General features: G+C 47.6%; 12 protein-coding genes. 8 read left to right on the forward strand and 4 right to left on the reverse strand.

The features are described from left to right. The first annotated feature begins 286 nt into the window (after positions 1-286). From IH879_10520 to IH879_10545, 6 genes are all read left to right on the forward strand, one after another. Positions 287-3,436: a glycosyl hydrolase gene (locus IH879_10520; protein ID MCH7675371.1), complete on the forward strand. Its 3,150-nt coding sequence runs from the start codon at positions 287-289 to the stop codon at positions 3,434-3,436. A gap of 178 nt (positions 3,437-3,614) precedes the next feature. Next, the gene (locus IH879_10525) at positions 3,615-3,986 is read left to right on the forward strand and encodes a hypothetical protein (GenBank protein ID MCH7675372.1); all 372 of its coding nucleotides are present in this window, start codon (positions 3,615-3,617) and stop codon (positions 3,984-3,986) included. A gap of 7 nt (positions 3,987-3,993) precedes the next feature. Beyond that, on the forward strand, positions 3,994-4,371 hold the full coding sequence (locus IH879_10530; GenBank protein MCH7675373.1) for an Mth938-like domain-containing protein: 378 nt from the start codon (positions 3,994-3,996) through the stop codon (positions 4,369-4,371). A gap of 32 nt (positions 4,372-4,403) precedes the next feature. Continuing rightward, entirely contained in the window at positions 4,404-5,297 is an 894-nt protein-coding gene (locus IH879_10535) for a M55 family metallopeptidase (GenBank protein MCH7675374.1), read from the forward strand. Between the two features lie 161 nt (positions 5,298-5,458). Continuing rightward, on the forward strand, positions 5,459-6,184 hold the full coding sequence (locus IH879_10540) for a c-type cytochrome (protein ID MCH7675375.1): 726 nt from the start codon (positions 5,459-5,461) through the stop codon (positions 6,182-6,184). A gap of 196 nt (positions 6,185-6,380) precedes the next feature. Then, positions 6,381-6,590: a hypothetical protein gene (locus tag IH879_10545; GenBank protein MCH7675376.1), complete on the forward strand. Its 210-nt coding sequence runs from the start codon at positions 6,381-6,383 to the stop codon at positions 6,588-6,590. 283 nt (positions 6,591-6,873) lie between these two features. Here IH879_10545 and IH879_10550 read toward each other — a convergent pair whose 3' ends face one another. Together IH879_10550 and thyA are read right to left on the reverse strand one after the other, a co-directional pair. After that, a complete protein-coding gene (locus IH879_10550) occupies positions 6,874-7,371 on the reverse strand; it encodes a dihydrofolate reductase (protein ID MCH7675377.1) in 498 nt (165 codons plus the stop codon). Next, positions 7,371-8,228, reverse strand: a complete 858-nt coding sequence (thyA, locus tag IH879_10555; GenBank protein ID MCH7675378.1) for a thymidylate synthase — start codon at positions 8,226-8,228, stop codon at positions 7,371-7,373. Before thyA ends, IH879_10550 begins: the two co-directional genes overlap by 1 nt. Before the next feature lie 148 nt (positions 8,229-8,376). On the opposite strand from thyA, the gene IH879_10560 reads away from it, so the two are divergent. Then, positions 8,377-9,492 carry an aminopeptidase gene (locus IH879_10560; GenBank protein ID MCH7675379.1) on the forward strand — a complete coding sequence of 372 codons (1,116 nt, stop codon included), beginning with the start codon at positions 8,377-8,379 and terminating at the stop codon, positions 9,490-9,492. Between the two features lie 20 nt (positions 9,493-9,512). After that, positions 9,513-11,576 (forward strand): hypothetical protein, encoded by a 2,064-nt coding sequence (locus IH879_10565; protein ID MCH7675380.1) that lies wholly within the window; start codon positions 9,513-9,515, stop codon positions 11,574-11,576. A 21-nt stretch (positions 11,577-11,597) separates the two neighbouring features. Here IH879_10565 and IH879_10570 read toward each other — a convergent pair whose 3' ends face one another. Together IH879_10570 and mtnA are read right to left on the reverse strand one after the other, a co-directional pair. After that, the gene (locus tag IH879_10570; GenBank protein ID MCH7675381.1) at positions 11,598-12,692 is read right to left on the reverse strand and encodes a tetratricopeptide repeat protein; all 1,095 of its coding nucleotides are present in this window, start codon (positions 12,690-12,692) and stop codon (positions 11,598-11,600) included. A gap of 52 nt (positions 12,693-12,744) precedes the next feature. After that, a partial coding sequence (gene mtnA / locus IH879_10575; GenBank protein MCH7675382.1) for an S-methyl-5-thioribose-1-phosphate isomerase occupies positions 12,745-13,107 on the reverse strand: 363 nt, incomplete at its 5' end.

The raw sequence follows: 13,107 nt of genomic DNA on the forward strand, positions 1-13,107 counted from the left end.
TGTTCCCTACAACGCCAATACCAGAAATTACCAGTCGTTATTAGTTCATATAAATCTGCGGTCTCTCGTAAAATAAATCGACTTCAAAATACATTTCATTTCAAATGGCAAAACTCATTCTATGATCATATCATTCGAAACGACAGATCTCTGGATAAAATTCGTCATTATATTCATTATAACCACCTGAAATGGGAATATGATCAGGAAAATCAAAATCAAATCCCACTTGAACAAAAGAAATTTTTTTGGAAAGAATTTCTAAATAAACAAAGAGGAGGAAGCAATGTTTAAATCCAGATTTTTTAACACAGTACTGCTTGTCGTGGTGACGGGGCTTTTATTTGACTCAAATACGCAAGCCCAGAAGAAGGTCGATTACGACGAATCTCTTTACAGCGCACTCGAATACCGCTCTATTGGCCCGTTTCGCGGCGGCCGGTCGGCTGCGGTGGCCGGTGTGCCCGGTGACCCCATGACTTTTTATTTCGGCGGCACCGGTGGTGGCGTGTGGAAAACCGCGAATGGCGGCCAAACCTGGGAGTCCATTTCGGATAAATTTTTTGGCGGTTCGATTGGTGCAGTTGCAGTGAGCGAGTGGGATCCCAACGTCATTTACGTGGGCGGCGGCGAGGTGACCGTACGAGGAAACGTCTCCCACGGATACGGTATGTTTAAATCCACTGACGCAGGTAAAACCTGGAAAAACATCGGGCTGAAAGACTCACGGCGGATTCCAAGGATCCGGATTCACCCTAAAAATCCTGATTTGGTTTATGTCGCGGCGCTCGGTCACCTTTTTGGGCCGAACGAGGAGCGCGGTGTCTACCGCAGCAAAAACGGCGGCAAAAGCTGGGAGAGAATTCTCTTTGTCAGCAATGAAGTCGGCGCGGTCGACCTCGCCATGGATCCCGGCAATCCCCGTATTCTGTTTGCCAGTTTCTGGCGCATTAAGCGCACGCCTTACAGTCTGGAAAGCGGCGGCGAAGGGTGCGGCATTTGGAAGTCGACAGACGGCGGCGACAACTGGACGGAGATCACCCGGAATGAAGGCCTGCCCAAAGGCACGGTCGGAATTAGCGGCGTAACGATTTCACCGGTTAATCCAAACAGAGTCTGGGCCATCATTGAAGCCAAAGACGGCGGGGTTTTCCGTTCCGAGGATGGTGGTGAGAAATGGACAAAAATAAATGAGGAACGCAAGCTGCGTCAGCGAGCGTGGTACTACACACGCATTTACGCCGACACTCAAAATGAGGATGTGGTTTATGTGTTAAATGTCCGCTTCTGGAAGTCCAAAGATGGCGGTAAAACTTATGAGCGTATCACGACCCCTCACGGCGACCATCACGACCTGTGGATTTCTCCCGAAAATTCACAGCGGATGATAGTTGGCGACGACGGCGGCGCTCAGGTGACTTATAACGGCGGCGAAGGTTGGAGTACCTACCACAATCAACCGACCGCACAATTCTATCGGGTTACCACGGACAATCACTTCCCCTACCGGATTTACGGCGCCCAGCAGGATAATTCTACAGTAAGAATTTTGCATCGTTCGAATGGCGACACAATCGGAGAGCGTGACTGGGAACCAAGCGCCGGTGGTGAGAGCGGCTGGCTGGCAATCCATGCTGAAGATCAGGACATTGTTTACGGCGGCTCCTACGACGGTTTTCTGACTCGGGTCAATCATAAAACCGGCGAAAGGCGCGGCGTCAATGTCTGGCCGGACAATCCCATGGGCCACGGCGCCGAGGGCATGAAGTTCCGATTCCAGTGGAATTTCCCCATTTTCTTTTCACCGCACGATCCGAACACGCTTTATACTGCGGGCAACATGCTTTTTAAAACAACCAACGAGGGACAAAACTGGCAAGCGATCAGCCCGGATTTAACCCGAAACGACTCGAGCAAACTGGGTCCTTCCGGCGGACCGATTACCAAAGATAATACCAGCATCGAATATTACTGTACCATTTTCACTGCATTGGAAAGTCCTCATGAAGCCGGCGTCATCTGGACTGGCTCAGATGATGGCCTCCTTCATATCACCCGGGACGGTGGTGAGAATTGGCAGAATGTCACTCCTCCCACTAAACTCATGCCGGAATGGATGCAAATTAACAGCATGGAAGCGCACCCATTTGAGCCGGGCGGGCTTTATGTAGCAGGGACAAAATACAAGTCGGATGATTTTCGGCCCTACCTTTATAAAACGACTGATTACGGCAAATCGTGGAAAAAGATCACCAAAGGCATCGACCCGCTGCACTTTACCCGTGTCATCCGCGCCGATCCAAAACGACGCGGGCTGCTTTATGCCGGAACCGAAAGCGGCATGTACGTTTCATTCGATGACGGTGCCAATTGGAAATCATTTCAAATGAATCTGCCCGTCGTACCCATCACGGACCTGGCGCTTAAAAATGATGATCTGGTCGTGGCTACCCAGGGCCGCTCATTCTGGGTACTCGATGACTTGACGCCTTTGCACCAGCTTTCTGAGCAGGTTGCAAAAAGCGAGAAGTGGCTCTTTGAACCCCGGCTGACCTACCGAATGCGCGGAAAGGCTGAAGATTCCAAAACCGCCGGTAAAAACCCGCCGAACGGCGTCGTGATTCATTATTCTTTTAAGGAAGCGCCTGATAGCAGCTCTGTTGCGCTTAAGTTTCTGGAAGAGGACGGCACACTTATCAAAAGCTTTAATCCGAAAGCGAAAGAAAAAACTGACCAGCTTCCCATCAAAGCGGGGATGAATCGTTTCGCCTGGAACCTGCGCTATGCTGATGCTGAAAAATTTAAGGATTTGATTATGTGGGGCGGCAGTATCCAGGGCCCCCAGGCCGTGCCGGGAAATTATCAGGCCCGTCTGGTCACCGGTGAGGATTCGACAACGGTCACCTTTGCGATTTTAAAAGACCCGCGTTCTTCATCGACTCAGGAAGATCTGCAGGCGCAGTTTGATTTTCAAATTTCGGTACGGGATAAACTCACTGAAACTCATCTGGCGATCAAACAGATTCGCGATGTTCGTAAACAGGTGGAAGACGTGACGGAACGGCTGGAAGATCATGAAGGCATGGATAAAATTAAAGAAGCCGGCAAGGCTCTGGTCGAACAGATGACAGAAATCGAAGAGTCACTTTATCAAACCAAGAACCAGAGCCGGCAAGATCCGCTCAATTTCCCGATTCGATTAAACAACAAACTCGCTGCAGTGAGCCGGAGTGCAGCTTTCGGCGATTATCGTCCGACTGAACAAGCGATTGCAGTAAAAGATGAGATGTCCGGGAAAATTGACGCTGAATTGGCAAAACTGCAGACAATTCTTGACGCCGACCTGCCGGCTTTCAACAAGCTGGTTGCAGACAGCGCGGTTCCGGCGATTATTATAAAAAAGAAGAAAGTGAAGCCGGAGATGACCAGCAAGTGAGATGCGATGCAAGTAAGGCCAAAATGCTGTTTATTATCCGTCTTTGCGAATCCCGCTTTGGCGGGATGAAGCAATCTCCTTATTAGTCCATGGAGATTGCTTCGCTCCTGTTAGTCGCTCGCAAAGACGGCCTGAATGAAGCAACCGCCCTAATTTATTCTATGCAGCCAAACAATCTATGTCAAAACCAATTTTGATAAGCACCGCCGACCCGGCACTTCATTCTTCTAATTTGGAGCGGGAATTTCAGGACATGCACGGTAACAAAGTCTCGGTCATGCGCTCTTCGTCCAATCATTTTGTCTTGCTCGACGACCAACCTGTTCTCTACAGCGAAAACTTTGCAACCAGGCTCTGGCGCCTGGCCAGGATTCCTCAAGAGGCGATGGATGAATGTGTTAACCTGTTAAAAAACCTGTCGACTGACTTGCCGTCAGGAAAATCGTTCGAGATTTTAGAGATCAATGCTAAGCCGGCAGCGAACTGTAAACTTGCAGAGGTTTTTCTGCAAAATGGTTTTGAAAGAGATGGCGACAAGCTGGTATTGTAGAGGATTCATGAAAACCGAACTGCAATCTCCGCGTATCACACATCTTTCCTGGGGGCAGATCGAAGTCGATGGTCAGGGTTCTGCTTTTAAGGATGCCAAGCTCTTCCCGGGCGGCGCCCGGGAGTGGGATTGGCGAGAGACCGGCACAAGACATGTGCCCGGCATCCAGCCCGCTGATATTGAGGAACTTCTGGAAAACGGCGCCGAGGTCGTTATCCTCTCCAGGGGAATTGACAAACGACTGCAGGTTTGCTCTGAAACTTTACAAATGCTGAACGATAGAAATGTCGCTTTGCACTTTCTTCAAACTGAAGAGGCAGTCCAACTATACAACAAGCTACGGGAAAATAAGCGGGTTGGCGGGCTTTTTCATTCGACTTGTTGAAGGGTCGTTCCGATCTAATGTGGAGGATTGAAATGTCTAAGAAATCAATTCACATCGTCTGTGCGCTTTTTCTTACAATCCAGGTAAGTTTTTGCGTCGCTCAACAACCCCCTCCAAAAATTTTGATTTCGGTGGACATGGAAGGCATTGGTGGCGTTGGAACGCAAAATATGGTACGAAGCAGCGGCGGCAAAGATTACCAGCTCGGTCGGAAGTTAATGACCGAAGAAGTCAATACCGTTGTCGCTGTCATTTTTGAACAGGGCCCCGCGGAAATTCTGGTTAACGATTCTCACGGGGATATGCAAAACTTACTGCACACAGAGCTGGACGAAAGGGTAACCTATATTCAGGGAAACATCAAACCATTCGGTATGGTCCAGGGGCTGGATTCGAGTTTTGACGCTGTCATTTTTCTTGGCTACCATACACGTGCAGGAGATCCTGACGGATTTCTAGCGCACACCGGTTCAGGTTCGGTCAAAGGGCTGTGGCTGAATGACATCGAAGTTGGAGAAGGAGGACTCAATGCGGCCTACGCTGGCGAACTCGGTGTCCCGGTAATCTTGGCTAGCGGCGACTCAGCGTTTACAGTTGAAATTAAAAAATTGATTCCGACAACAACGGCAAGCACCAAAACTGCGGTCACGCCTTTAGTAGCTCATCTGGTTCACCCTACAATGGTTCGAGCACGACTGGCGTCAGCTACAAGAAACGCCCTTGCCAGTCTAAAATCTGCGAAGATTTTCAGCGTCGGAAAGCCTGTTCGAATCAAAATGCGTTTTGCCACCACTGCTAGAGCCGACATTCTTCAGGCGATTCCCGGAATGAGCAGAGTCGACGGCTTTACAGTTGCTTATAAAGCGAAGAATATGGTGGAAGCGTATAAACTGATTCGGTTGATGTATAAGTATATTAGTTTCTGAGCACCACGTTCTTCTTGAGATGAGTCTCAAGTTTTTCGTCCCTAAGATGAACCGATTGACAACAAAAACAATCCTTTCCGTCACATATAAGTAGAGCATCATCCTTTGCTTCATTATATTTTGGGCAGAGTATCAAACGCCCAAAAATTTAAGGAGGGATTATGAAAAATCTATTTTTGATTGCGAGTGTGATTCTGTTTTTTGCAACCTTGGGCAATGCCCAGATTCCGGACAAATTTGAGAATTTGCAGGTTTTACCAAAAGAGATCAGCAAAGGGGAGCTCATGGGAAATATGAGGAGTTTTGTCTCGGGTCTCGGCGTCCGCTGTCAGTTTTGCCATGTAGGTGAAGAAGGGCAACCGCTTTCCGAGTTTGACTTCGTTTCCGACGAGAAAGAAACGAAAAAGAAAGCTCGCGTGATGATCCAAATGCGGGATGCGATCAACAGTCAGCACCTTACTCAGCTTGGAAAACAAAACGCCCTGGAAGTCAACTGTGTCACCTGCCACCATGGACAGGAGGAGCCAAAGACCATCGAGTACGTCATGAACGAAACAATTGAAAAAGAGGGAATTGACTCAGCCACACAGAAGTACCATGAGCTGCGGGAAAAACATTACGGCGGGTTTGCTTACAACTTTCAAGCGAGGCCTTTGGAACGTGTTTCTGAAAGTTTGGCAAGATCGGGTAAAGTCGATGAGGCCATTGCACTGCTCAAACTAAATTTAGAATTTCATCCGGAATCTTTTATGAGCCACTACAGTCTTGGAGAAGCCCTTGGCATGAAAGGCGATAAAGAAGCGGCAGTAAAAAGTCTTGAAAAGGCTTATGAGATTATGCCAAACCCGCGAATCAAGAAGAAGATCGAAGAGCTGTCAAAAAAATAATCTACTTGCGTTTTTTGTAAGTTTCAAATCGGAAGCCGTCTTTTTCTTCTTTAGCAGTGAGATGAAAGCGGCTTCCGATTAGTATTATAATTTGCTATTTTTTCAGACCTTCAACTATTTATTCCTTGAAATCTTAGATTTTATTTCGCATATTTGGTTATAATTAAATATGTTTTCAGTTATATAGGTGGATATTATGTACTCAGAATTTGCAAACATTGTCGAGGGTGCAAAAAAATTATCTTCCAATGAAAAAAAGGAATTGAAATTTTTACTTGAAAAATATTTGATTGAGGAAAGAAGAGAAGAAATGAACAAAAATCACAAAAAAAGCTCAACAGAGTTGGATGAAAACAGGTTGGAGTTTTCGAGTGACATCAATAGTTTAAAGGATACATTAGAATAATGACTGAAGTTGCGTTTAGCTCTTCATTCAAGCGAGTTTTCAAAAAAAAATAAAAGGAAAGAGTAAATTAGAAGCAAAATTTTGGGATCGAGTTGAGGTTTTTACTCAAAATCCTTATGATGAAAAGTTAAGAACTCATAAATTATCGGGAAAGTTAAAAGAACTGTGGAGCTTCAGTGTTGAATATGATGTACGAGTTGTCTTTTATTTTGTAAGTGATTCAAAAGCAATTTTTATTGACATCGGCAAACATGATGAAGTTTATTAATGACTTAATTGATTCCTACTTTCGTTTATAAGATTCAAAACGATACCCATCTTTTGCTTCTTTGTTGAAAATTTGGAATTGCTCTGTAATAATCTCCTCATATTCCGGAAAAAACGCATCCCCATCATAGTCTCCTTCCACAATTGTTAGTTCGAGCGCATCCGCCATCTCTAAAGTTTCTTTGAAAACTCTTTCACCGCCAATAACGAAAATCTTCTCTTCACTTTTGATTGCCGCAAGCGCTGACTCGATTGCAGGATACGTTTCTATGCCAGGATAATCGGCAAATGATTTGGAAGTTAGCACAATACTACGTCGTTCAGGCAACGGCTTCCCCAGCCGTTCGACGATGGATTCGAAAGTCTTGCGTCCCATGAGCACGGCGTATCCGGTGGTGAGCCGCTTAAAGCGTTTGAGGTCTTCGGAAATGTACCAGGGCAATTTGCCGTCCTTGCCGATAACGCGGTTTTTCTCAGCAATAGCGGCAAGGATGATAATTTCCGGTCGCGCCATCAGACCGCAACTTCAAATTTTATCGGTTCGTGACACTGGTAGCCAACCAGCTCGAAGTCCTCAAATTGCAGATCGTTGAAAGGTTTGCGGGCGATTTCCAGGCGGGGCAGTGGCAGCGGTTCTCGTTTGAGCTGCTCTTTTAAGCCGTCAACGTGATTCACATAAATATGCGCATCCACCAGGGTGTGGGCAAACTCTCCCGGTCGCAAGCCAACTTCCTGGGCAATAGCCTGGGTGAGCAGGGCGTAGCAAGCCAGGTTGAACGGCACGCCGATGGCGATGTCGGCGCTGCGTTGAGTCAGGTGGCAATTGAGTCGGTCCCCTTGCACGTTGAGCATCCAAAAAGAATGGCAGGGTGGCAGTTTACTGATCGCGGCATTTGCCGGGTGCCAGGGGTTGATGACAATCCGCCGCGAGTTGGGATTGTTTTTGAGTTCGTCAATGGCCCAGCCGAGTTGATCGAAGGAGAGAGAACCGTCCGCTTCCTTGTGGACATGCGGGTGGGATTCATCCACGAAGACTTCCGCGCCAAGCGCCACGCCGTTTTGTGGCACCGGATAGCGCCGCCAGTAGCGGCCGTAGGCGGTTTCCAGATTGCCGTTTTCGTCGGCCCAGTCATCCCAGATTTTGGTGTGTTTCTGCAGCTCACGAATGTGATCTTCGCCGGAGAGATACCAGAAAACTTCGCGCAGCATGGAGTTGAAGTAAACTTTTTTTGTGGTTAAGAGCGGGTACCCTTCGGCCAGGTCGACTTTATAAAACTCGGCAAAAGTTGAAATGGTGTCGACACCGGTGCGGTTGGATTTATGTGTGCCGTTGGTCAGGACACGGTCTACGAGATCAAGATATTGGCGCATTTTTCAATTAACCAGGCAATGGAACCAATTATTATGTCAAATATAATTCATCAAACAAAAACATGCAAATAAAACCATTTACTTCTACTTGAATTTTTTGAATTTGTTTTGCATATTAAAATCTCGTAAGCCAAAAGGAGAAAATTTCGTGCAAGATCCACGATTTGAAAAATTAGCAAACGTCCTGGTTAACCATTCTACCAAGATTCAAGCCGGTGAATCCGTGCTTATTGAAGCCAGCGAAATTCCCGAGGAAATGGTAATTGCTCTAATCAGAAAAATTCGCGAGCAAAAAGGAGTCCCACTGGTTACCTTGAAAAACAGCCGGATTGGGCGCGAGCTTTTGCGCTGTGCAGACGAGCGAATCATGAAGCAAATCGGTGCTTATGAAGCTTTTCGAATGAAAGGCGTTCAGGCTTATATCGGCGTGCGCGGCAGCTACAACATCACCGAAATGTCGGATGTACCCACCGAAGCGATGCGCCTTTACGAAACTCACTGGTTGAAGCCGGTGCACTTTGAACTCCGGGTGCCGAAAACCAAGTGGGTGATTCTGCGCTGGCCAACGCCATCCATGGCGCAGCAGGCGAAGATGAGCACGGAAGCATTCGAGGCGTTTTATTTCGACGTGTGCACCCTCGATTACTCCAAAATGGAAAAAGCCGCGCAGCCGCTGCAGCAGCTGATGGAGTCGACGGATGAAGTTCGGCTGGTCGCTGCCGACACGGATCTAAAATTCAGCATTAAAGATATTCCGGTGATCTCTTGCGCCGGCAGCCACAACATTCCTGACGGCGAGTGCTTCACCGCCCCGGTTCGCGACTCGGTCAACGGCACGATTCATTTTAACACCGCAACCATCTACCAGGGAACAACCTTTAGCGATGTTCGCCTGACATTTGAGAAAGGCAAAATTGTCGAGGCCTCGGCCAACAACAATAAAAAACTCACCGAAATTTTAGATACGGATGAAGGTGCAAGGTACGTAGGCGAATTTGCCATTGGTTTTAATCCGTACATTACCTCGCCAATGCTGGATATTTTGTTTGATGAGAAAATCGCCGGCTCCTGCCATTTTACCCCCGGTAAGGCCTACGAGGAAGCGGACAACGGCAACCGCTCGAACATTCACTGGGACATGGTCTTGATTCAAACAGGGGAATACGGCGGCGGTGAAATCTATTTTGACGGCAAGCTGATTCGCAAGGATGGCAAATTTGTACTTCCCGAGTTGGCAGGACTTAATCCCGAAAACTTGAAATAATAAAATTTGAGGGGAAAACTATGTGGTCAAAAAGTAAATCTTGTTTACAGAGCGCGCTGCTATTTTCTGTTATCTTTTGCTTTCTGTTATCAAGCCAAGGCTTCGCCAAAGTTCTTCGCGTCGAAGTTAAATTACGCCAACCCGTGCTTGACGGAAAGGTGTACGGCCAATTTGGTGATTACGAACTTGTGAATGGCACCATCTATTTTGGATTTGATCCCGCTAACCCCATGAATGCCCGGATAATAGATATCACACTGGCTCCCAGGAATTCTGCTGGCCTCGTGGAAGCATGGGCCAATTTTGTTGTCCTCAAGCCCGTCGATGACAAAAAAGCGAGGGGCGTTGCGCTCGTCGAAGTCAGCAACCGTGGCGGTAAGTTTTCGCCCAGCTATTTTAACCGTGCGGCAACCGGAAGCATGGACCCCAACGACCCCGAGGCTTTCGGTGATGAGCTGCTCATGCGCCAAGGGCTGACAGTCATCTGGCTTGGCTGGCAATATGATGTACCCAAAAGAGAAGGCGCTTTACGGCTAAATGTGCCAAGAGCACGCAATCTGGACGGTAGTCCAATTTATGGCCTGGTTCGCAGCGATTGGACGCTCGATAGTCCTGCAAAATCCCTCAAGATCAGTCACCGCAATCACATTGGTTATCCTGTTGCTGATCCGATCTATTCCAAAAATGTTTTGACGGTACGCGATGGCAGGGATGCAAAGAGGCAGGTCCTCCCGCGCGAAAAGTGGCGCTTCGCCCGGGAGGATAGCGGAGAAGTGATCCCGGATTTGACTTACATTTACCTTGAGGGCGGTTTTAAGGCCGGCAAGATTTACGAGTTGGTATACCAGGCTAAAGACCCCGCGGTTGTAGGATTGGGTTTAGCGACAATCCGTGACATCATTTCATATTCGAAATACGATGACCAAAGCCTCTTTCCGGTTAAGCATGGAATTGCCGCAGGTGTTTCACAGACCGGTCGCTTTTTGAGGCACTTTCTATACCAGGGATTTAATACGGATGAAAAAGGGCGCCGAGCGTACGATGGCCTGATGATTATCACAGCCGGCGCCGGACGCGGTAGTTTCAACCATCGGTTCGCGCAGCCCTCTCGCGACGCCCACCGTTATTCAGCTTTTTTCTACCCAACAGACATTTTTCCATTTACCAGCCTGAGCCAGCACGACCCGGGCCAGTGGCGGTCTGACGGATTGCTCGCTCACCAGCACAACCCCGCGCATGCTCCAAAAACATTTTATATAAATACGGGCTATGAGTATTGGGGCCGTGCTGCTTCTTTGATTCATACCTCCGTGGATGGTACCAAAGATGTTGAGCCTTTGCCAAATGAGCGCATTTTCCATCTCGCCAGCGGACAGCACTTCGTTTCGCGGCGTTTTCCCCCACAGCAGCAAAACAATTCTAAAGTGTTTCGAGGTAATCCTTTAGAGTTCAAAGTGAACTACCGCGCTTTGCTGGTGCAGCTTGTGAATTGGGTCAAGGATGACGCACCACCGCCACCAAGCGCCTATCCGCGCATCGATTCCAATACTCTCGTATCAGTTGATAAAGTTGCTTTTCCCAAAATTCCGGGAGCCACATTCCCGGAAGTCATTCATGTGGCTTACCGCGCTGATTACGGTCCCCGTTGGTTTCAGGGAAGTGTCGACAATCAGCCACCAAACCTGGGAAGGTCCTTTCCCTCTTTGGTCTCACAAGTCGATGAATTTGGTAACGAAATCGCTGGCCTGCGGAATGTGGAAGTACGGGTGCCGTTAGCCACTTACACACCCTGGAGTTTGCGCGCAGAATTCGCTGGCGGTAAAAACGAGTTGGTCGATTTTCGCGGCAATTTCATTCCGCTGCCGCGCACGGATGAAGAGAAAGCACAAATGGACGATCCGAGACCGAGTATCCTTTCACTTTACCAATCCCGGGACGATTATTTAAATAAAGTTCGCGAGGCGGCTGAGAGCTTAATTGAAGAGCGTTTTCTGCTTCCGGAAGATAAGCCGTATGTTCACCAACGTGCGGAAAGCTATTGGGATTGGATTTTTGAAAAGATGGAACCGATGACCACTAAATAACGGACATCCAAAAATTACCAATTAGCGGGACGAATCATCCGACGAGTCGCTGACGGACCGCAATTCCCATTCCTGGGCTTTTAGAAAGGCCTGTCTACCTTTTTCACTTTCCCCGGTGTTAATATACGCGACGCCTAAATTACGCCAGAGTAGGGGATGATTGGGTTGCATTTCTAAGGCTTTTTCGAAATAGGGAATAACTTTGTTGTAAGTCAGAATCGCCTCGGTTTTTAATTGCTGAATCTCCCTGGCAGTGGCAGGACCATTTACCGAGGACTTAATTTTTGCCCGCAAATCTTCAGCGATACTCAGGTAGGCGTTGCCAATATTCGATGTTGATTCAAACTCCCCGGGACTCAATTCAAGGACCCGTTCGAAAAGCTCAATTGCTTTTGTGAAATGATTCCGGTTGTATTGATGAACTCCCAGTAGAAAGATTAAATCCTTATCACGAGGGTTAGCCTCTACTGCCTGGTGGTAGATTGTAAAGGCTTCAGCTGATTTTCCCATTGAATCGTAGGAGAGGGCCAGGTTTGCTAGTGCGTCCCGGTGATCCGGTTCGATTTCAAGCACTTTTTTCAAGACTCTGACCACGTCCTCAAACCGTTTTTGTTTATAAAATAAATTACCGGCGGCCATCAGCAGGTTTAGATCGGTGGGACTTTCCTTCAACAGGTTTTCGTAAATCAGCAGAGCCTTTTTGGCTTGGTTTGTTTCAACATAATTCGCGGCGAGTTTATGGTAAGCCTCTTTTTTCGTCGGATCAATTAGAATGGCGGTTTTCAATAATTTCTCAGCTAATTTGAAATCCCGGCCGTTTTGAGCTTTGATGCCTTTGCTGTAATGATGAATCCAGTGAGTTTCAATTTCGTTAAAAATCTCTTGCTGAAATTTCGTTGAGATTCGTAGCGACTCACCAAATTGCTTTTTCATGTCTTTGAACCGCGACTTGTCCCCATAGGCTTTCCCCAGCAAAAAATGCGCTTCAGGATTATTCGGATGGGCGACGACAGCCTGTTCCAACAATTCAATGGCCTTCTGCCAATCCCTGTTCTGAATGTGAAGTTTGGCTGAACTGATTTCTTTAGGCTGGCACCCCAGGAGCAGAATAGGCAATAAGGTTAGCAAAAAAAGTCGGGAAATTTTGTTTATTTGAGTCGGGACAGCTTTAAAGTTTTGCATGTTTTTTCAAGTTGATTTCATAGGGCGGTTCGATGACGCCTTCTTCAGTAATAATGCCCGCGATGAGGTCGTTCGGCGTGACATCGAAGGCCGGGCTGTAAACTTTGGTATTTAGGGGGGCCGTTCTTCTGCCAAAGCCGTGGGTGATTTCTTCGGCGGCTCTTTCTTCAATGGGGATTTGGGAACCGTTTTGTAAATTAAAATCGATAGTTGAATAGGGCGCGGCGACATAAAAGGGCACCCCGTGTTTCTCGCATAAAACTGCCACATTGTACGTGCCGATTTTGTTGGCGGTGTCGCCGTTTGCGGTAATCCGGTCGGCGCCGACAATGGCGACATCGATTTTTTT

Source organism: candidate division KSB1 bacterium (assembly GCA_022562085.1).
Lineage (GTDB): Bacteria > Zhuqueibacterota > Zhuqueibacteria > Oceanimicrobiales > Oceanimicrobiaceae > Oceanimicrobium.

Excerpts from the sequence above, each read along its gene's own strand:
- IH879_10520 (MCH7675371.1), top strand. The coding sequence starts at position 287 with ATGTTTAAATCCAGATTTTTTAACACAGTACTGCTTGTCGTGGTGACG.
- IH879_10525 (MCH7675372.1), top strand. The coding sequence starts at position 3,615 with ATGTCAAAACCAATTTTGATAAGCACCGCCGACCCGGCACTTCATTCT.
- IH879_10530 (MCH7675373.1), top strand. The coding sequence starts at position 3,994 with ATGAAAACCGAACTGCAATCTCCGCGTATCACACATCTTTCCTGGGGG.
- IH879_10535 (MCH7675374.1), top strand. The coding sequence starts at position 4,404 with ATGTCTAAGAAATCAATTCACATCGTCTGTGCGCTTTTTCTTACAATC.
- IH879_10540 (MCH7675375.1), top strand. The coding sequence starts at position 5,459 with ATGAAAAATCTATTTTTGATTGCGAGTGTGATTCTGTTTTTTGCAACC.
- IH879_10545 (MCH7675376.1), top strand. The coding sequence starts at position 6,381 with ATGTACTCAGAATTTGCAAACATTGTCGAGGGTGCAAAAAAATTATCT.
- IH879_10550 (MCH7675377.1), bottom strand. The coding sequence starts at position 7,371 with ATGGCGCGACCGGAAATTATCATCCTTGCCGCTATTGCTGAGAAAAAC.
- thyA (MCH7675378.1), bottom strand. The coding sequence starts at position 8,228 with ATGCGCCAATATCTTGATCTCGTAGACCGTGTCCTGACCAACGGCACA.
- IH879_10565 (MCH7675380.1), top strand. The coding sequence starts at position 9,513 with ATGTGGTCAAAAAGTAAATCTTGTTTACAGAGCGCGCTGCTATTTTCT.